The following is a 19,053-nucleotide window of genomic DNA, read 5'->3' as shown; positions in this document are numbered from 1 at the left end:
GCATTGACAGGAGACGAGCATGCACCCCAGCGCTCATGTGGACACATTCGTTCTGGATAATCTCCCGGCTGCGGAATTTCTACCGGATATCATCAACCTCGACGCACTCGGCTACCCGGAACAGCTCAATGCCACCACCGAACTGGTGGATGCACATCTTGCAAACGGCAAAGGCGACCGCATTGCATTGCAGGCGCCTGGCGTGCGCTGGACCTATAGCGATCTCGCCGCAATGATCAACAAGATCGCCAATGTGCTGACCGACAAGCTCGGCATGAAAACAGGCAATCGCGTGATGATCCGCTCGGGCAATAACCCGACCAAGATTGCGCTCTATATGGCGATCATCAAAGCGGGCGGCGTTGTGGTCGCGACCATGCCACTCCTGCGCGCCCGTGAACTGGTCCAGATCATCGACAAGGCCGAAATCAGCATTGCCTTTTGCGATCACGCGCTGATCGGCGAGATGCAGAATGCCGTGGCACAGACCGATTTCATTAAAACTCTGGTGACCTGGGAGGGCAATGCAGGCAGAGAGCTTGGGGCATTGCTGGCCGGTGCCTCCAGCGATTTCGAGGCGGTCGCGACACGCGGGGATGATCCGTGCCTGCTCGGCTTCACATCCGGCACCACCGGCTTGCCGAAAGCGACGATCCATTTCCACCGCGACCTGCTGATCGTCTGTGATTGCTATGCACATCATATATTGAACGCGACCGAAGATGACATTTTCATCGGCTCACCGCCGCTGGCCTTTACATTCGGGCTTGGCGGACTGGTCCTGTTTCCCTTCAGGATCGGCGCTTCCACAGTGCTACCGGCAAAAACCGCCCCGCATGACCTCGCGCTCGCTATCGGGGAATATAAACCAACTGTCTGTTTCACAGCGCCGACCGCTTACCGAGCCATGCTTTCGAAGATCGATCAGTACGATCTTTCGTCCCTGCGCAAATGTGTTTCAGCTGGTGAAGCCCTGCCGCTCCCTACTTTCGAAGCGTGGAAGCGTGCGACCGGGCTTTCGCTGGCCGACGGCATCGGCGCGACGGAAATGCTGCATATCTTCATCTCTGCGCCGGAAGACGACATCAGACCCGGAGCGACTGGTAAACCCATCCCCGGTTATGAAGCGCGTGTCATCGATGACAATGGGCAGGAATGCCCGCCCGGCACGCCTGGACGACTTGCCGTTCGCGGGCCGCTCGGCTGCAAATATCTGGCCGACGCGCGCCAGACCAAATATGTCGAGAACGGCTGGAACATCACCGGCGATACCTATGTCATGGATGCGGACGGCTATTTCTGGTATCAGGCCCGCAATGACGACATGATCGTTTCTGCCGGATACAACATCGCCGGACCGGAAGTCGAAGCCAGCCTGCTCGCGCATCCAGCCGTGGCGGAATGCGGTGTCGTGGCTGCGCCCGATGAGGAACGAGGCTGCATTGTCAAAGCCTATGTCGTGCTGAACGAAGGATATCATGGCGACACGAACTTGCAGGAAACACTGCAAAGCCACGTCAAAAGCGAACTCGCGCCTTATAAATACCCCCGCGTGATATGCTGGGTTTCAAGCCTGCCCAAAACAGAATCCGGAAAATTGCAGCGATCCGCCCTGCGCGCGCAGGCGGCAAGTGAAGCCCGCGCCTGACGTGCGGCTTCAAGCATGAAATACGCAGGAGACTTCTGTGCTGCACGACTACGATACCGCTTACGACAATATGAAGGCCATCAGCGATTCCGCCACCTATCCGCCGCGCTGGACGAAACTGGCATCCGGCTTTCGCGAGAAAATGCGCGATCAGGGTCGCTTGATCCCTGACATCGCCTATGCCGACGGCGCGCGGAACCATTATGACCTCTTCCTGCCGGAAGGCACGGCCAAGGGCACACTTGTTTATGTCCATGGCGGCTATTGGAAGGGGCTGGACAAAAGCTTCTGGTCACATCTGGCGCAAGGCGCGCTTGCGCGCGGATATCGCGTTGCCATGCCAAGCTATACGCTGTGCCCCGAAGCGCGCATTTCTGGTATCACACGGGAAATTGGCCGCTTTATCGACCATCTGGCGCAGGAAGTGGACGGCGATATCGCCTTGACCGGCCATTCCGCCGGAGGGCATCTGGTCAGCCGCATGGCGTGCGAAAATGCGCCCATTGCCGTCGCAACGGCGGAACGGATCAAGCGTGTTCTTTCTATCAGCGGGCTGCACGATTTACGCCCGCTTCTCAAAACCGCGATGAACGATATTTTCTCTATGGACGAGGCCGAAGCTGTCGCGGAGAGCGCGGCACTCCAGCGCCCGCGTACAGATATTGCCGTTCATTGCTGCGTCGGCGGCGATGAGCTGATGGAGTTCAGACGGCAAAATGCGCTGCTGGAAAACATCTGGTACGGGTTGGGGATAGAAACCAGCGCTTGGGAAATCGATGGCACGCATCATTGCAATGTCATCGACACGCTGTGCGATCCCGAAAGCCGCGCCGTTAAATTCCTCTGCCCTTAGTAACGCGGAGAGCGTTTTCAGAAATGCTCTATGGGAAGGCCGCGCCGTTCCTGTCCCGACAGGACAAATCCGGCCGGCTCGGCTTTCCTCGCACCGCTCATGCGGTTGATCAGGACGGCCACTTCGGTTCTGTTACGAACACCGAAACGCTTGATCAGATCGTCGACATAATCCTTCACCGTATGGGGCGAAAGCTCCAGATGTCGCGCAATCTGCTTGTTGGTATTGCCAGCTGCAAGCAACCGGGCGACCGTCGATAGGCGCGGCGACAGGTTGGTCAGATTGGCGCTGGGCGTCTTCGCCGGACGCGCTTCCTGAATGTTGCGCAAGGCAAGCGCCGACGAACGGCACAGCAGCGAAACCTGTTCTTCGAGCTGTGTTGCGTGCATCTCGAAACCGGCGGCATAGATCAGCGCCTGTATGTTGTCGCCAACGTAAACCGGACAGCACAAGTTATCGTTGTAGTTCCATCGATAGAGCAGCGTTCGCATCAGCGGCACATTCCCCGCCGCATTCTGGGGCAATCGCGAGCCCGCAACCGCGCCGGCATTCTGCACCACTGCCGCAATCATCGGATCCGAATCCGCAAGCCCATTCTGATATTCAAGAAGAAAGCCGGTGGGCGTGTTGATGCTGTGAAAAAGGCGCGGCCGATTATTCTCCAGCAAATAAATTCCAAGCGATCGCACCCGCAGGACATTCGCGGCAAAATAATCACAAGCTATTGTAAAATCGTCATAATTACGACTCTCCGCAACGGAAAGCGCTGCAGATATCCGCTCGTCTGTCGATAATATTTGCCTGGGCATTCTCTCTCCCGAGTTCCCAAGCCCCCCATCTGGGGGGAATGTCCGTTCCCACTCTTGTCCGTATCATTCCTGCTTATAACCACTAAATCAAGGGGAACTAACTTGGATACCAGCGTGCACCGGACTCACACGGCCGACAACTATTCCGCAGTCCTTCAGGGCTTCAATGACCGCCTGCAAGCGATTCTACCCTTGATTGAAGAAAAAGCAGAAGAGGCAGAGACACTCGGACGGATGCATGACGACGTCGTGGACGCCATGCGCAAGGGTGGCTTCTACACAATGCTGTTTCCCAAGGAAGTCGGCGGCGCGGAATTGCGACCCATCGATGCTATGAAGATCATGTCGGCGCTTTCCTATGCCCATGCCTCATCGGGCTGGTGCACGATGGTCAACAATATGGAAGGCACCACCATGGCGATCTACCTCGACGACGAGGGGATTGCGAATGTCTTCAAGGACGGCGTCGACATCACTATTGCAGGCAATGGCGTGCCGCGCGGCTTTGCCCGCAAGGTCGATGGCGGCTACATGATCCGCGGCAACTGGGCTTATGGAAGCTCCATCTTCCACGCGGAATGGATTCATTCCGGCTGCTTCCTTCTCGATCCCAAGGATCCGAGCGGCAAGGCGCTTTTGAAAGACGAAACCGGCGCACCGCAGATCATCGTCGCACATCACCCGCGCTCGACGATCCAGCTGCTTGGCAACTGGGATGTGCTGGGCCTGCGCGCCACCGGCAGCTTCGACTACACGCTGGCAACCGATGAAGACCTCTTCGTGCCGGATTCAATGACCTATAGTTTCACGCAATCCGCACCGAAGCGCGGTCAGACACAGGGCCATCTCGGGCTGGCGGGCTACAGCGCCCTCACCCATACAAGCTGGGCCATCGGCGTCGGTCGCCGGATACTCGACGAACTTGCCAAGGTGATCCGCCAGCGACAGGATCCATTCGGCAAAAGTGCAGACAGCGCCAGCCTGCGGTTCCAGTTTGCCAATGCCGAAGCCCGTTACCGGGCCGCACGAGCGCTGGCCATGGAAACATGGGAAGACGTCTCGCAGACCACCGCATCCGGCGGCGTCCCGTCCCTCGACCAGATGACGATGGTGAAGCTCTCGCTGCGCTATATGCACGACATCGTTTCGGATGTGGCGACATTCGCGCATCGTGCGGCTCGTGGAGCCTCGCTGCACAACACGGCCATGCAGCGCTTCTATCGCGATATCCATTCCGGCACCCAGCATATTTTGCTCGCCGACCAGATCGTCGAGGAATGCGGCAAAGGGCTACTTGGCCTTTCAGGCGCCGATGCGCGATGGACCGTTTTCGGCATCAGCGAAAACTGAGACCGGCCATGGCGCGAAATATTGTCAGCTTCGTCGGGTGTGACCGCCCGACGAAAGTTCACCGGCTAACCCAGGCGATTGCCGCAAGGCTGGAAGCGGAAGACGATGTGTCGGTCACGCATCTGGACCTGTCGCATGCCGGGCCGAACCTGTTTACCGTCAATCGCAAGGCGCTGGACCGGCAATCCGAAAGCCTCATTTCAGAGATTGAACATTGCGATGCTTTGATCGTCGGTTGCCCTGTTTATCAGGGAAGCTATCCCGGTCTTTTCAAGCACGTGTTCGATCTCGTCCATCCGCTCGCGCTGCGCGGTCGCCCGACCGTGCTGTGCGCAGTGGGCGGCGGGCATCGTCATGCGCTGGTCGTCGAGCATCATCTGCGTCCGCTCTTCGGCTTTTTCGAAGCGGGAACCGTCGCGACGGGCATCTATGCCTGTTCGGCGGACCTGGAACCGGATGGGCTTCTGCCCCCGGCCTTGGAAGCGCGGATCGACAGCGCCGTCGACCAGATGAGAAAGCAATTGGTCCAGTCACACCAAGCCAGCGGCATAAGGTGGAAAGATGTTGAATTACTCGAGCAGTTTTGAAAAACGCACGGTCGAAATCCGAGGCAAAACCGTCACCTATCTTGTGAAGGGTGAAGGTAAGGATGTGGTCTTTCTGCATGGAACCGGGACATTTCCCGGCTTTGACAGCCTGGCCGACATTGCTTCGCGAAACCGGCTCATCATCCCGTTTCATCCGAATTTCGGTGAAAGCGACGACGACGCCGATATCGTGCAGATCGGCGACTATGTGCTCCATTACATGGATTTCTTCGATGCGCTCGCACTGGATCAATTCAGCCTTGGCGGCTTCTCACTTGGCGGCTGGATTGCAGCAGAATTCGCGATAAGACAGCCGGAAAGGCTTGCCGCGCTGTTTCTCGCCGCACCTGCCGGTCTTGATCTTCCAACAATCCCTCTCCCCGATCTGTTTCAGGTCGCGCCTGCCGATATCCCAGCCCATCTCACGCATGATCCGGCAGTTGCGCTCCGCTATTTCCCGACCGAGCCCGACAGCCGGTTCGATGCGGCGCTCGGACGCGAAATGGGTGCGCTGGCGCTGGTCCACGCAACTGACGGACGCGGCAATCCGAAGCTTGGACACTGGCTGCACCGGCTTCACATGCCGACCCTGATCCTCTGGGGCGAGGAAGACAGGGTCATCCCCGCGCAATATGCCGAAGAATGGCAGCGCGGGATCGATGAAGCACGGCTGGAAAAACTCGGCGCGACCGGACATTTGCTGTTTGAAGAGGCGCCAGCTGCGGCGACACTTGTGCGCGATTTCCTGTCCACGGTCTGAGGTCCGTTTTCAAGCATTTGGCACCGCACGCTCCCGCGAGGAAGCATCATAACTTTGCAGGTAAAAATAAGGGGAACCAGACCATGCAATGGGAAAGCCTATCGGACTTCGATCAATCCAGAATAAAGCGCTGGCAATGGGGCATGCTGGCGCTGGCGCTTTTATGCGAAATGTTTCTCGCCGCTGACTGGTACGCCTTTGCGGCAGTGATACCGTTCATTTCGGAAACGCTCCAGCTTGATTCCGCGCAGGCCGGTCTGGCACAGGGGATTTTCGCACTGACCTATGGTCTCGGCATGATTGTCTGGTCACAATTGAGCCGCCGCATGAATGCCCGGTCGCTGCTGCTGATCGGTCTGTTCTGCACCGCTGTCGGCATGGTGGCGCAAGTCTATGTACAGAACTATGCCCAGCTGATTGCGTTGCGCCTGTTCATCGGTTTCTTCGATGCCGCAATCTTCCTCGGCAACATGAAACTCATTATCGGCTGGTTCCCGCAGAAGCGGCGCGGCAGCATGATCGGCTTGATCCTCGCGGCCTATAGTCTTGCAATCACGCTGGACTTTGCGATTGGCATTCCGCTTTCCATCACCTACGGCTGGCGCACCTTCTTTGCTATTCTTGCCATCGGAACGCTGGTGACGGCGGCGGCTGTGCTGCTCTTCACCCGCAACAATCCGGCTCATATCGGCTATAAGGATTTCCGCTGGGAGCCGGAAAAGCAGCAAACCTCCACGGCGTCTCTGGCCAGCATCTTCCGCTCGAAATGGATTATCGTCGGCAGCCTCGGCATTTCGGCCTGCACGATGGCCATTGCCGGAACCGCCACCTGGGTCATTCCCGGATATATTGCCGTGCATCAGATGCCGGTGGAAGACGCAGCACTGATCGGCACCTTGATGGGACTGTCGCAGGTCGTGTTTCTCGTCATCGGCGGTTACGCCGCCGACCGCCTGAACAAAACAGGGATGATCAAGTTCGGAACCGTGCTTGCCGTCCTCGTCGCTGCAATGTTCACGGTCGGCATGGCCATACCGCTTGGCTTCGGCTGGCTCATCCTGATGGCGCTCCTGAGCGGCATGGCACTTTTCGGCGGCGGTGCAATCTTCGCCTTTCTCAGTGAAAAATACCCAGAAGAGCTGGCAACAGCAGCGGTTGGTTATGCCGAAATCTTCGCCATCCTTGCTACGTTCATTTCGCCCTGGGTCATGGGCGTGGTTATCAAGGTTTCGGGCGGGTCCTTTGTCAGCGCCTTCCTGACCTTCGCGATCATGGAAGCGATCATTCTGGCTATCGTTCTTGTAGTCACCCGCGAGAGTTTCAGCCTCAACGACGACAAGGTTGCCATTGCCACCAGCGGCAACGGCATCTCGGGTGAGGCCTACCGCCCCTGATCCAGAAACAGCAGCGGATGCGATTGCAAGATCGCATCCGCCTTTTTCTCTGGCATCTTTCCACAACCGATATTAACACCGATGAGAGCGCCTTGTTGCGCCTGATGCCTCACTGCATCGGGCGCATGACTATTGTAACCATGATCTAAAGTGAGGGAATTCATGGAGGAACGCTTCTCAGGTACGGTTCTGGCTTCCGAACATCAGGAGGAGAACCCCGCGCGTTCGCTGGGCGAGATCGGCTTGAACAGTTTTGCGCCCTACCTGATGAACCGCCTGATGGCACGCTACAATGCGAACCTTGCGGAGGCGCTGAAAGGCCGCCAGATCACGACAGTCAAATTGCGAACGCTGGCCGTCTTGAGTGTCACCCCTTCGGCCACGATCAATGAGCTTGCGGTCTTTACCGTGACCGAACAATCAACGATGAGCCGCACGCTCGATTCCCTTGAAGAGCAGGGTTACATCCGCCGTCAGGCGCGTGCAGAAGACATGCGCATTCGCGATATTTCGATGACCGAAGAAGGCCGCAACATTTTTAACGAAGCATGGCCGGTCATGTATGATCTGCTGTTACAATTGTTTGAAGGCATTGATGAAGACGAGCATCGCGCCTTTGTCGGCACCTTGCAGAAAATGCTGCGCAATATCCGTAAGAACGAACTTTGATAGTATGCTGAATAATAGGCCGATCCGCTCTCAAGTGCGGATCGGCCTTTTCGTGGCTTAGTCCGTCGAGCGTGACGGGATCAGCGCGGTTGCCACAGCGGCCAAAGCGGCGACGATGGCAAAGATATAGAAGTTCCACTGCGGGCCGACATTGAGGCTTGCGATCAATCCGCCCAGAAGCGGACCCGACAGCGCGCCAATGCGCGAGAAGCTCAGCGCCCAGCCGGTTCCGGCAGAACGGATCGAGGAATCAAGCCGCTGGGCCAGAAAGCCTGTCAGAACCAGCGACGCCGACACGGTGCCAAAACCGGCAATTGCGACAAACACATAGTTCATCAGCAGCGAGCCCTTGAAGGCGAGCGCCACAATGCCAACCGCGCCCAGCGCATAGGAGCAGGCAACCGTGCGGCGCACGCCAAAGCGATCCGCCCATGTGCCCAATACAATACCGCCAATCGCCGAGCTGAGGCTGAAGACAGCAAGGAACAGCAGGCTGTTGCCAAGATCATAGCCATTCTTGCGCATGATCTGCGGCAGCCATTGCGCGAGACCATAGACCAGCAGTAGCCCCATGAAGAGCGCGATCCAGAAACAGGCGGTTTCGAACGCCTTTTTCGGGGAGAAGATTTCGCTGAAAACGGTGCGCCAGCCAACCTTGCCATGCTTGCGGACAATTGCCGCCTGAACGCCGACGCCCATGCGCGCTGCCGTCTTGCGTGCTGCATCATGCTTGCCGCGCTGGACCAGCGATTCCACGCTTTCTGGCAGGAATGCGAGGAAGATCGGAACAAACAGCAGCGGGATTGCGCCGATCAGCACGATAGTGCGCCAGCCATGGACTTCCAGAAAGCCACGACCGCACAAGGCGGCGGCAAGCAATCCCATTGAATAACCCGAATACATGAGACCGTAGTTGAAGCTCTTCTTCTTGATCGGGGAATATTCCACCGTCAGCGCGGCGGCGACCGGAATAATCCCGCCAAGCCCGATGCCGGAAATGAACCGGCTCAGCCCGAAGATGAAAGGCGACGGCGCCATGGCGCTGACGATCATGCACAGCGAAAACAAGGTGATGCAGGCGATGAAGAGCGGCTTGCGTCCATGAAGCTCGCTCAGCGTGCCCGCAAGAATGCCGCCGATCAGCATGCCGATCACCGTATAGCTGCCGATGGCGCCAAGCTCTATCGGCGTCAGTTGCCAGACCGGATCGACGGACAAGGCGGGCAGAATGGCCCCGATGACGCCGACATCATAGCCTTCCGCAAAAATGGCAAGCCAGCACAGGCCGACGACGAGCAGGCTTTTGCCTGCCGATATTTCCTTTCCGGCAACAGCCGGCGCATCTATGCTCTGCGCTTGAGACATAGTCCTTCCCCTTTTTTCTTTGAAATAACGGCGCGCTTCTCTCAGAGCGTCGCGATTGTTTTCAGCGCGCCATCAAGCGCGATACCCTGTTCGTCCAGCAAGGCTGCCTGCCGCAGGCGCCGCAACCAGGCCGCGCCGTCGTCCCGCTCGCTTAGAGCGGGCAAGGCGGACAGGACGCGGTCGAATTTCGACAAGCCGCGCGAATGCGTGTCGGAGTAGCCCTTGACCAGACGGCGGCAGCCAAGCACCTCGACCGCGAGATCGTAATTCTTGGGTAAGGTGGCCAGCGCCTGCGCCAGCCAGGCTTCGCGATGTTCAACCTCGCGCTGATGGCGCAGGCTGCCGCGCCGGAAACGACGCAGGCCAGACACGACATAAAGCCCGGTGAACCAGAACAATGTTCCCGTATTCACCCGGCGACCCTTGCTGATGCGCTTGTCGAGCCAGGCAAAGAGTTTTGGTCGATTTTCGATCCAGGCGCCGATGCCTTTGGGCAAAGTGCCGCACACTTCTTCCATGCGCGGATGCATGTATTCGGTCGTATAGGCGATCTGATCTTTCTTGAGGCCGATTTCCTTACGCACCCGCTCGAACCGCGAGCCGCGCACCTTGATATCGGCCACCCGGACCACATCGTCATAGGCCATGGCGATAGCGACATATTTTGCCGCCTGTTCGGTGAAGGCAAAGCCATGCGCCGTGCCGCCATTATCGCGATCCGCCTTGAGCAAGGCAGCGCAACGGGTCAGATATTCATCCGCATAGGCCGGGTCCTGAAACTCGGTCAGTTTCTTGATGCCCGCAAAAAGCATCGGATGACATTCACCCGGGAATTCGCTGCGAATGCGCTTGATAAGCCCGTCAAGTGCCGGATGATCGGACCGTTCGGGCAGAGGGTCGAGCCGCTTTGCGGGCGTTGCCGCAAGCTTGTCATTCGCGCCGCCAAGCGCGCGCTGATAGGCAGCTTCAAAAGCCCTGAGACTTGTCTCGATGCCCTTGCCGCCAGACTTGATGGTCGCTTCGAAGGCGGCCTTGTCGAAAGGCAAAGCGCCGGCAGCCGCAAGCGCGCCAAACAAAGCCGAAGATACCACGCTGCCGCTTTTTGTCGCCAGCGCTTCCATGTCAAAGGCAATGGTCTTGCGCGCTGCAAAGGCCGTCGCGTCCTCAACCACCACCGGATTACCGGTGCCGTCGCCCGGCTTTTCCTTTTCGCCCACCGCGAAGGAGCGATGGGTGGAGGTGATGAGCAATGTCTTGTCGGGCGTCACGAGGCCGCGCAGCACCGAGCGCCCCGCTTCCATCAATTCAGCCGCGATGACGATATCGACGTCGCCGGGCGTGGGCATCAGCGACAGGATCGGATGCGCCCCTTTGCGAGCCCGCAACAGTTCGAGATAATAGATCGTCGCGCCGGTTCTCTGCGCCACGCCGGGCACGGATGTGGTCTGCGCGACCCAGCCATTGGTTTCCGCCAGCGCCACAACCCAGTCGGCCAGAACCCCGCCGCCCTGACCGCCCATGGCGAGAATAGCAATCGATAGCGGCTTGTCCTGCGAAAGAGGGGCGGACGGCGATGCATTCAGTGTGGCCATGGCCTGTTCCTCAATCCGCAAAGACAATGCGCGACGCGCGGCGGCGCTTTTGCAGCCAGCCGATGACGCCGGAGCGCAGACGATGCACGAACTTGTCCCAACCCGTCGGGTTGTGGATGACATCGGCGCGATAGAAGGACGGGCACAGAACCGCCGCTTCCGAAACTTCACCGCAATTGCCGCAACCAACGCAGGAATTGTCGATGGCCGCGACCGGATCGTCCTTCAGCGGATCGTCGGTGTGCTTCACCGAAAGCGACGGACAACCCGACAGACGGATGCAGGCGTGATCACCGGTACACACATCCTCATCGACACCGAAACGCTGCTTGACCATCCGCTTGCCGTCCTTGACGGCCTTGGCGAATTGCGGCTTCACGCGGCGCTGCTTGTTGAGCATGCATTCCGACGACGCCACGATGATCTTCGGGCCTTTTTCTTCCGTCGTCAGCGCTTCCTTCAGCGTGTCGCGCATCTTTGCAACGTCATAGGTGTGGTCGATCTGGCGAACCCAGCCCGCACCAATTCCCTTGACCGCATCGACGATGGAATTGTTGGTCTTGCGGCGCGGATTGATTGCTCTGGAGGACATTACGTCCTGACCGCCCGTCGCCGACGAATAGTAATTGTCGACCACGAGGATGACGCCATCCTGCTTGTTGAAGACGGCATTGCCGACCGAAGTGGCAAGACCGTTGTGCCAGAAACCGCCATCACCCATCACGGAAATGGAGCGTTTGCCCGCAGGCACGTTGAAAGCGGAGGCCGAGGCCGGACCAAGGCCGTAACCCATGGTCGTGCCGCCGATATTGAACGGCGGCAGAATGGAAAAGAGGTGGCAGCCGATATCGGCTGACACGTGATGCTCGCCGAGCTCCTTTTCCACCAGCTTCATGGCGGCGAAGATCGGGCGTTCCGGGCAACCGGTGCAGAAACCTGCGGGGCGCGGCGGCACCACTTCGGCCAGCGCCTTGACGCGCTCATCGGCCAGAACCGGCGACGGATCGGGCAGCGGCGGACGGTTGCCGAGCAATTGCGGCGCATGCGCATCGAAGAACGCCGTCAGGCCCTTCAAAAGCACAGGCGTTGTGTATTCGCCGCCAAGCGGCAGCACGTCCTTGCCGGACAGTTTTGTCTGTATATCGCGGCGGCGCAGCAGCGTATGCAGCGCCTGCTCGATATATTCAGGCGCGCCCTCCTCCAGCATCACCACGGCTTTTTTGCCGGCAACGAAGTCGATGACCTCGTCGTCTATCATCGGATAGGCGACATTCATCACATAGAGCGGAACCCGGCTTTCGCCGTAAACATCGGCCAGCCCCATTTGCTGCAAGGCGCGCATGGCGCTGTTGTAAAGTCCGCCTTGCAGGATGATGCCGACATCGCCCTCTTTCGGGCCGAAATATTCGTTGAGACGATTGGCTTTGACGAACTCGACGGCTGCGGGCCAGCGCTTTTCGAGCTTTTCCTTCTCATGCAGGAAAGATGAAGGCGGCAGGACGATGCGTTTGACGTCGCGCCTCGGATTTTCCAGCGCTTCGGCCAGCGTGTGGGCAGGCCGCTTGTTATCCTTCGCCACAAACTGACCATGCACGTGGCAGCTGCGAATGCCGACCTGCAACATGACGGGCGTGTTGGAGGCTTCTGACAGTTCAAAGCCTTTTTCAACGGCTTCCACAATCGAGGGCAGGTTGGGCCGCGGCGTCAAGAGCCACATTTGCGATTTCATCGCATAGGCATGGCTGCGCTCCTGCATGATGGAGGAGCCTTCGCCATAATCCTCGCCGATGATGACCAGCGCGCCGCCGGTCACACCGCCAGAGGCAAGGTTGGACAGGGCGTCGGAGGCGACATTGGTGCCAGCCGTCGATTTCCACGTCACCGCACCGCGCACCGGATACATCACGGAGGCGGAAAGCATGGCCGCAGCCGCAGCTTCCGACGCGGACGATTCGAAATGGACGCCCAGGTCTTCCATAACGTCCTTCGCATCCGCGAGAACGTCCATGAGGTGGGAAATCGGCGAACCCTGATAGCCGCCGACATAAGACACGCCTGACTGCAACAGTGCCTTGGTGATGGCGAGAATGCCTTCACCACTGAAAATTTCGCCTGAGCCGAGTTTCAGATCCTCGACCTCGCGGGCGAATGACCGCTCCGCCATGATAGTTCCCCTTTTCCGTTTGCCGGAATATCAATTCATTTGCATCAGCATATTTTCCAATTCTAAACTGTGTCAATAGCGGTTTTTGGTGTGATTATAATTATTGCATTTGCATATTTTAGTTCACGGCCATTTCCCCTGTGTCGTAGGCGATATGAAAAAGATGGCGATTTTTTCACTTGACGCGTCGAAGTCGCCAATTATATTTTAAACTTAAAATAATTAACCGGCGCCGTTTGGCAGCATATCGGAAAGGGAACTCAACATGCGTATCGTGTGTATTGGAGGAGGTCCGGCCGGCCTTTATTTCGGCCTTCTGATGAAAAAACTTCATCCGGAACATGACATTACGGTCGTGGAGCGAAACCGCCCCTATGACACGTTCGGCTGGGGTGTGGTGTTTTCCGACGCGACCATGGAATCCATGAAGGTCTGGGACCCGGAAAGTGCGGCCGAAATTCAGGACGCCTTCAATCACTGGGATGATATCGAGGTGCTGTTCAAGGGCACGCGCCAGCGCACCAGCGGTCACGGCTTTGTCGGCATCGGGCGCAAGCGCCTGCTCAACATTCTTCAGCTGCGCTGCGAAGCGCTGGGCGTGAAGCTTCAGTTTGAAACCGACGTGGAAAGCGATCTCGATTTCCCGGACGCCGATCTCATCATCGCTTCGGACGGTCTGAACTCCCGCATTCGCAATCGCTATGAGGATGTGTTCGAGCCTGATCTGATCGTGCGCCCCAATCGCTATATCTGGCTCGGCACGGAAAAACTGTTCGACGCCTTTACCTTCGACTTCCGCAAGACCGATCACGGCTGGTTTCAGGCGCATATCTACAAGTTCGACGACAAAACCTCGACCTTCATCATCGAAACCACCGAGGAAGCCTATCTGGCGCATGGCCTGGACCAGATGGACCAGACCGCATCCATCGATTTCTGCGAAAAGCTTTTTGCGGAAACGCTGGAAGGCGTGCCGCTGATGACCAATGCGCGCCATATGCGCGGCTCGGCCTGGCTGAACTTCAACCGTCTGATTTGCGGAAAGTGGAGCCACTTCAACGGCAATTCCCATGTGGTGCTGATGGGTGATGCGGCCCATACCGCACATTTCGCCATCGGATCGGGCACCAAACTTGCCATCGACGACGCTATTGAACTGGCCAACCAGTTCCAGAAACTCGGTCACGGCAAGGAAGGCATTCCTGAAGTCCTGCATGCCTATGAGGAAATCCGCCGGGTCGATGTCGCACGCATTCAAAACGCTGCACGCAATGCCATGGAATGGTTCGAGGTCGTAGGCCAGCGTTATGCCGACACGCTGGAGCCGGAACAGTTCATGTATTCCATGCTCACGCGCTCGCAGCGCATCAGCCACGAAAATCTGCGCCTGCGCGACAAGAACTGGCTGGAAGGCTATGAGCGCTGGTTTGCCCGCAAGCAGGGGCTGAACGTGACGGAAGACGAGCGTTGCCTGCCGCCAATGTTCACGCCCTATACGCTGCGTGGCGTGACGCTGCCAAACCGCATCGTCGTGTCGCCGATGGCGATGTATTCCGCGACCGATGGCCTGATCGACGATTTCCATATGGTGCATCTGGGCAGCCGCGCCATGGGCGGCGCGGGACTGGTCTTTGCCGAAATGACCTGCGTGTCGCCTGATGCGCGGATCACCCCCGGCTGTCTCGGCATCTGGAACGATGCACAGGCCGAAGGCTGGAAGCGCGTTGTGGATTTCGTGCACAACAACAGCAATGCCAAAGTTGCCATGCAGATCGGCCATGCCGGGCGCAAAGGTGCTACCAAGCTTGCATGGGAAGGGATCGACCAGCCGCTGGAAGAGGGTTCATGGCCGCTTCTGTCCGCTTCCGCCCTTCCCTATCTCAAGCACAGCCAGACGCCGAAGGCGATGGACCGCGCCGACATGGATCGGGTGAAAGCGGACTTTGTCGCCGCCACCAAACGCGCCGCAGAAGCTGGCGTCGATTGGCTGGAGCTGCACTGTGCGCATGGCTATCTTCTGTCGAGCTTCCTCTCGCCGCTCACCAACCGGCGCGAGGACGAATATGGCGGCAGTTATGAAAACCGCGCACGCTATCCGCTGGAAGTCTTCCATGCGATCCGCGAAGTCTGGCCACAGGACAAGCCGATCTCGGTTCGTCTTTCCTGCCACGACTGGTTCGAAGGCGGCAACACGCCGGAAGATGCGGCGATCTTTGCGGAGATGTTCAAGGCCGCAGGCGCCGATCTGATCGACTGTTCGTCGGGTCAGGTCTGGAAGGAAGAAAAACCGGTTTATGGCCGTCTGTTCCAGACCCCGTTCTCCGACAAGATCCGCAACGAAATCCACATTCCGACCATTGCCGTCGGCGCGATTTCGGAAGCCGATCATGCCAACTCGATCATTGCTGCCGGGCGCGCCGATCTCTGCGCCGTGGCCCGTCCGCATCTGGCCGATCCGTCCTGGGCGTTGCACGAAGCGGCAAAAATCGGCATCAACTCCATCGCATGGCCGAAGCAATATCGCTCCGCCAAATATCAGTATGAAGCCAATCTCGCCCGCGCCGCCACAGCGCCGCAAGGCGCGAAGTAACGGGAGATTGCGATGAACGATGCCGCTGTTGGTCTTGCCCTTTCCGGCAAGCATGCGCTGGTCACCGGCGCCGGTAGCGGCATCGGCGCCGCCATCGCCGTCGGTCTTGCGCGCGCCGGGGCCAATGTGACCCTGGCGGGTCGCCGCCGCGAACCGCTGGAAGCAACCGCCGCCCTTCTGGACTGGCAGCGATGCTTCATTGCCGATGGTTTCGATGTGACCAACCGCGAAGCCATTGCAACCGGGCTGGACAGCGCGCGCGCCGCTTTCGGGCTGGTCAGCATTCTTGTCAACAATGCCGGGGAAGCACCGAGCGCACCTTTCGAGAAAACCAGCCTCGACATGTGGAGCCGCGTACTCGACGTCGATCTGACCGGCGTTTTCAATGTAACGCAGGCCACCCTTGACGATATCAAGGCGGGCGGCAAAGGCGGGCGCATCATCAATATCGCCTCCACGGCGGGCCTGAGCGGCTATGCTTATGTCTCGGCCTATTGCGCCGCAAAGCACGGGGTCGTCGGGTTGACCCGCGCGCTGGCGCTGGAACTCGCCCGCAAGGGCGTGACCGTCAACGCCGTTTGCCCCGGCTTCACCGATACGCCGATCATTTCCCGCTCGATTGCCGCCATTGTCGCGAAGACCGGGCGGTCGGAGGACGATGTGCTGGCGGAATTCGTCAAGGCGAACCCGCAGGGACGCCTGATACAGCCGGAAGAAGTGGCTGAAACCGTGCTGTGGCTCACATCGCCCGGCGCGCAATCGATAACTGGACAGGCGATTGCAATCGCCGGTGGGGAGGTAATGGCAGGATGAGCGACGGCACTGTTTCGATGGCGAGCAATCTGAAGCCTTTCAAGGATTATCAGGCGACGCATTTTCTATGGCAGACGAGCGAAGACGGTCGCGTTGCCACGCTGACCCTGAACCGCCCGGACCGGAAAAATCCGCTGACGTTTGAAAGCTATGCCGAGCTGCGCGACCTGTTTCGCAATCTCGTCTATGCCTCCGACGTGCGCACCATCGTCCTGACCGGCGCTGGAGGAAACTTCTCGTCGGGCGGCGATGTGTTCGAGATCATCGAACCGCTGACCCATATGACGATGCCAGATCTTCTGGCTTTCACGCGCATGACCGGCGATGTCGTCAAGGCCATGCGCAAATGTCCGCAGCAGATCATTGCCGCCGTTGACGGCATTTGCGCAGGCGCTGGCGCCATTCTGGCCATGGCATCGGATTTGCGCATCGCCACGCCGGAAGCCAAAACGGCCTTCCTCTTCACCCGCGTCGGCCTTGCTGGCGCCGATATGGGCGCATGCGGCATTCTCCCGCGACTGATCGGTCAGGGCCGCGCATCGGAACTGCTTTATACCGGACGTTTCATGAGCGCTGACGAAGGCGAGCGCTGGGGCTTCTTCAACGCGCTGCATCCGCAGGGCGACCTCATCGGCAAGGCCGAAGCGCTGGCGCGCAACATCGCCGATGGCCCATGGTTCGCGCATAGCATGACCAAAACCATGCTCAATCAGGAATGGGCAATGGGCATTGAAGAGCTGGTGGAATCGGAAGCACAGGCGCAGGCCATTTGCATGGCGACGCAGGATTTCCGCCGCGCCTTTGAGGCTTTCGCAGCCAAGCAGAAGCCCGTTTTCGAGGGGAACTGACGATGGATAGTTCCGCAGCAAAACCGCTCACGCGGGAGCATCTCGACTGGCCGTTTTTTGACAAAGCCCACACCGACTGGGCCGCAAAACTGGATGCCTTTGCTAAAAGCCCGGCGCTGGCCGGTGTCGACCACAGCGACACGGACAATGCCTGCCGCGCGCTGGTGAAGGCACTCGGCCAAGCCGGGCTGCTGGAAGCAGCAGTCAGCCTGACTGGCGGCGAAGGTATCGATTCCCGCAAGCTTTGTATTGCCCGCGAGACACTGGCCTACCACGATGGTCTCGCTGATTTCGCTTTTGCCATGCAGGGCCTTGGCACCGGCGCGATCAGCCTCACCGCATCGGACGAACTCAAGCAGACCGTGCTGCCGAAAGTGGCAAGCGGCGAATGGATTTCGGCCTTTGCCCTGTCGGAAAAACTGGCGGGGTCCGACGTGGCGGCAATGAGTTGCGCCGCCAGAGCCGACGGCGATGACTATGTGCTCGACGGTGAAAAGACGTGGATTTCCAATGGCGGCATCGCCGATGTCTACACCGTCTTTGCCCGCACGGGCGAAGCACCGGGAACACGGGGCATTTCGGCCTTTGTTGTTTTCGCCACCGATCCCGGCTTTTCCATCGCGGAACGCATTGATGTGATCGCGCCGCATCCATTGGCCACGATCCGCTTCGACAATTGCCGCATCCCGGCCTCGCGCCGCCTCGGCGCGCCGGGCGAAGGTTTCAAGATCGCCATGCGCACGCTTGATATTTTCCGCGCATCGGTTGCCGCAGCAGCACTTGGCTTTGCACGCCGTGCCGCCAGCGAGGCGCTGTCCCATGCACGGTCGCGCCCGATGTTCGGCGGCGCATTGGCCGACTTGCAGCTGACGCAGGCGACGCTTGGCGACATGGCGACCGATATCGACGCCGCAGCGCTTCTGACCTATCGCGCAGCATGGCGGCGCGACGTTCAGAAGCTGAACACCACCAAGGAAGCCGCGATGGCCAAGATGGTTGCGACGGAAAACGCCCAGCAAACCATCGACAAGGCCGTGCAGATGTTTGGCGGTCGCGGTGTGAAAAGCGGCGAAATCGTCGAGCGGCTTTATCGCGAGATACGCGCACTTCGCATCTATGAGGGCGCAACGGAAGTGCAGAAACTCATTATCGCGCGCGAACTGCTGAAGGCCAACTAAGCCTGTCCCGCACGTATTTTCTGGAGACACAACATGCATAAGACACTTCAGCCGCAAGGCTGGGCCCGCCCCATCGGATATGCCAATGGCGTTGAAGCGCGCGGGCGCACCGTCTACATCGGCGGCCAGATCGGCTGGAACGAACAGCAACAGTTCGAGACCGACGATTTTGTCGAGCAGACCGAGCAGACATTGAAAAACATCGTCGCCATTCTGGCGGAAGCTGGCGGCAGGCCGGAGCATATCGCCTCCATGACCTGGTATTTCACCGACAAGGCTGAATATACCGCCAATCTGAAAGGCATCGGTCGCGCCTATCGCGATGTGATCGGCAAGCACTTCCCCGCCATGGCGGCGGTGCAGGTGGTCGCGCTGGTCGAAGACCGGGCCAAGATCGAAATACAGGCTTTTGCCGTAATACCGGACTGAGACC

The 19,053-nt window shown here is 58.8% G+C and carries 17 protein-coding genes; 12 read left to right on the top strand and 5 right to left on the bottom strand.

Annotated elements, in window-relative coordinates; all coding sequences use genetic code 11:
• The first annotated feature begins 19 nt into the window (after positions 1–19).
• Both LJ361_RS13490 and LJ361_RS13485 read left to right on the top strand, forming a co-directional pair.
• A complete protein-coding gene (locus tag LJ361_RS13490) occupies positions 20–1,648 on the top strand; it encodes a benzoate-CoA ligase family protein (protein ID WP_264811735.1) in 1,629 nt (542 codons plus the stop codon).
• 37 nt (positions 1,649–1,685) lie between these two features.
• Positions 1,686–2,501, top strand: a complete 816-nt coding sequence (locus LJ361_RS13485; RefSeq protein WP_010659185.1) for an alpha/beta hydrolase — start codon at positions 1,686–1,688, stop codon at positions 2,499–2,501.
• Positions 2,502–2,518: 17 nt separating this feature from the next.
• On the opposite strand, the gene LJ361_RS13480 is transcribed toward LJ361_RS13485, so the two are convergent.
• The gene (locus tag LJ361_RS13480; protein ID WP_235822932.1) at positions 2,519–3,169 is read right to left on the bottom strand and encodes a response regulator transcription factor; all 651 of its coding nucleotides are present in this window, start codon (positions 3,167–3,169) and stop codon (positions 2,519–2,521) included.
• Between the two features lie 243 nt (positions 3,170–3,412).
• Between LJ361_RS13480 and LJ361_RS13475 the strand changes: the two genes are divergently transcribed.
• From LJ361_RS13475 to LJ361_RS13460, 4 genes are all read left to right on the top strand, one after another.
• Positions 3,413–4,660, top strand: coding sequence for an acyl-CoA dehydrogenase family protein (locus LJ361_RS13475; protein ID WP_094515581.1), 1,248 nt, complete (start codon positions 3,413–3,415; stop codon positions 4,658–4,660).
• Positions 4,661–4,668: 8 nt separating this feature from the next.
• Complete coding sequence (locus LJ361_RS13470) at positions 4,669–5,247, top strand: NAD(P)H-dependent oxidoreductase (RefSeq protein WP_151663258.1); 579 nt, start codon at positions 4,669–4,671, stop codon at positions 5,245–5,247.
• Positions 5,222–6,007, top strand: a complete 786-nt coding sequence (locus LJ361_RS13465) for an alpha/beta fold hydrolase (protein ID WP_264811734.1) — start codon at positions 5,222–5,224, stop codon at positions 6,005–6,007. Before LJ361_RS13470 ends, LJ361_RS13465 begins: the two co-directional genes overlap by 26 nt.
• Positions 6,008–6,090: 83 nt before the next feature.
• Positions 6,091–7,401 (top strand): MFS transporter, encoded by a 1,311-nt coding sequence (locus tag LJ361_RS13460; protein ID WP_151663260.1) that lies wholly within the window; start codon positions 6,091–6,093, stop codon positions 7,399–7,401.
• Here the strand turns inward: LJ361_RS13460 and LJ361_RS13455 are convergent.
• Positions 7,389–7,565, bottom strand: a complete 177-nt coding sequence (locus LJ361_RS13455; protein WP_192799911.1) for a hypothetical protein — start codon at positions 7,563–7,565, stop codon at positions 7,389–7,391. The genes LJ361_RS13460 and LJ361_RS13455 overlap by 13 nt on opposite strands.
• On the opposite strand from LJ361_RS13455, the gene LJ361_RS13450 reads away from it, so the two are divergent.
• On the top strand, positions 7,564–8,070 hold the full coding sequence (locus tag LJ361_RS13450) for a MarR family winged helix-turn-helix transcriptional regulator (RefSeq protein ID WP_010659191.1): 507 nt from the start codon (positions 7,564–7,566) through the stop codon (positions 8,068–8,070). The two genes, LJ361_RS13455 and LJ361_RS13450, sit on opposite strands and share 2 nt — an antisense overlap.
• A 57-nt stretch (positions 8,071–8,127) precedes the next feature.
• Here LJ361_RS13450 and LJ361_RS13445 read toward each other — a convergent pair whose 3' ends face one another.
• The 3 genes from LJ361_RS13445 to LJ361_RS13435 are packed head-to-tail and all read right to left on the bottom strand — an operon-like array spanning position 8,128 to position 13,191.
• A complete protein-coding gene (locus LJ361_RS13445; RefSeq protein ID WP_264811732.1) occupies positions 8,128–9,435 on the bottom strand; it encodes an MFS transporter in 1,308 nt (435 codons plus the stop codon).
• 41 nt (positions 9,436–9,476) lie between these two features.
• Complete coding sequence (locus LJ361_RS13440; RefSeq protein WP_264811730.1) at positions 9,477–11,027, bottom strand: indolepyruvate oxidoreductase subunit beta family protein; 1,551 nt, start codon at positions 11,025–11,027, stop codon at positions 9,477–9,479.
• A 10-nt stretch (positions 11,028–11,037) separates the two neighbouring features.
• Positions 11,038–13,191 (bottom strand): indolepyruvate ferredoxin oxidoreductase subunit alpha, encoded by a 2,154-nt coding sequence (locus LJ361_RS13435; RefSeq protein ID WP_264811728.1) that lies wholly within the window; start codon positions 13,189–13,191, stop codon positions 11,038–11,040.
• Between the two features lie 265 nt (positions 13,192–13,456).
• Between LJ361_RS13435 and LJ361_RS13430 the strand changes: the two genes are divergently transcribed.
• The 5 genes from LJ361_RS13430 to LJ361_RS13410 are packed head-to-tail and all read left to right on the top strand — an operon-like array spanning position 13,457 to position 19,049.
• Positions 13,457–15,781 (top strand): bifunctional salicylyl-CoA 5-hydroxylase/oxidoreductase, encoded by a 2,325-nt coding sequence (locus tag LJ361_RS13430; protein ID WP_258124841.1) that lies wholly within the window; start codon positions 13,457–13,459, stop codon positions 15,779–15,781.
• Between the two features lie 12 nt (positions 15,782–15,793).
• Positions 15,794–16,594, top strand: a complete 801-nt coding sequence (locus LJ361_RS13425) for an SDR family NAD(P)-dependent oxidoreductase (RefSeq protein WP_264811726.1) — start codon at positions 15,794–15,796, stop codon at positions 16,592–16,594.
• Positions 16,591–17,442, top strand: coding sequence for an enoyl-CoA hydratase family protein (locus LJ361_RS13420; RefSeq protein ID WP_029926665.1), 852 nt, complete (start codon positions 16,591–16,593; stop codon positions 17,440–17,442). Before LJ361_RS13425 ends, LJ361_RS13420 begins: the two co-directional genes overlap by 4 nt.
• Before the next feature lie 2 nt (positions 17,443–17,444).
• Complete coding sequence (locus LJ361_RS13415; protein ID WP_258124843.1) at positions 17,445–18,620, top strand: acyl-CoA dehydrogenase family protein; 1,176 nt, start codon at positions 17,445–17,447, stop codon at positions 18,618–18,620.
• 33 nt (positions 18,621–18,653) lie between these two features.
• The gene (locus LJ361_RS13410) at positions 18,654–19,049 is read left to right on the top strand and encodes a RidA family protein (RefSeq protein WP_010659199.1); all 396 of its coding nucleotides are present in this window, start codon (positions 18,654–18,656) and stop codon (positions 19,047–19,049) included.
• Positions 19,050–19,053 lie beyond the last annotated feature (4 nt).

The organism is Brucella sp. JSBI001 (assembly GCF_026014005.1).
GTDB classification, from domain to species: Bacteria; Pseudomonadota; Alphaproteobacteria; order Rhizobiales; family Rhizobiaceae; genus Brucella; species Brucella anthropi.
Note: the sequence above shows the minus strand (reverse complement) of the source record. Positions and strands in the feature narration are given on the sequence as shown.

Bases quoted from the DNA above. Each gene is read 5' to 3' on its own strand.
- LJ361_RS13425 (WP_264811726.1), top strand. From the start codon at position 15,794: ATGAACGATGCCGCTGTTGGTCTTGCCCTTTCCGGCAAGCATGCGCTG.
- LJ361_RS13415 (WP_258124843.1), top strand. From the start codon at position 17,445: ATGGATAGTTCCGCAGCAAAACCGCTCACGCGGGAGCATCTCGACTGG.
- LJ361_RS13455 (WP_192799911.1), bottom strand. From the start codon at position 7,565: ATGAATTCCCTCACTTTAGATCATGGTTACAATAGTCATGCGCCCGAT.
- LJ361_RS13460 (WP_151663260.1), top strand. From the start codon at position 6,091: ATGCAATGGGAAAGCCTATCGGACTTCGATCAATCCAGAATAAAGCGC.
- LJ361_RS13430 (WP_258124841.1), top strand. From the start codon at position 13,457: ATGCGTATCGTGTGTATTGGAGGAGGTCCGGCCGGCCTTTATTTCGGC.
- LJ361_RS13465 (WP_264811734.1), top strand. From the start codon at position 5,222: ATGTTGAATTACTCGAGCAGTTTTGAAAAACGCACGGTCGAAATCCGA.
- LJ361_RS13420 (WP_029926665.1), top strand. From the start codon at position 16,591: ATGAGCGACGGCACTGTTTCGATGGCGAGCAATCTGAAGCCTTTCAAG.
- LJ361_RS13440 (WP_264811730.1), bottom strand. From the start codon at position 11,027: ATGGCCACACTGAATGCATCGCCGTCCGCCCCTCTTTCGCAGGACAAG.
- LJ361_RS13410 (WP_010659199.1), top strand. From the start codon at position 18,654: ATGCATAAGACACTTCAGCCGCAAGGCTGGGCCCGCCCCATCGGATAT.
- LJ361_RS13450 (WP_010659191.1), top strand. From the start codon at position 7,564: ATGGAGGAACGCTTCTCAGGTACGGTTCTGGCTTCCGAACATCAGGAG.
- LJ361_RS13445 (WP_264811732.1), bottom strand. From the start codon at position 9,435: ATGTCTCAAGCGCAGAGCATAGATGCGCCGGCTGTTGCCGGAAAGGAA.
- LJ361_RS13490 (WP_264811735.1), top strand. From the start codon at position 20: ATGCACCCCAGCGCTCATGTGGACACATTCGTTCTGGATAATCTCCCG.
- LJ361_RS13470 (WP_151663258.1), top strand. From the start codon at position 4,669: ATGGCGCGAAATATTGTCAGCTTCGTCGGGTGTGACCGCCCGACGAAA.
- LJ361_RS13435 (WP_264811728.1), bottom strand. From the start codon at position 13,191: ATGGCGGAGCGGTCATTCGCCCGCGAGGTCGAGGATCTGAAACTCGGC.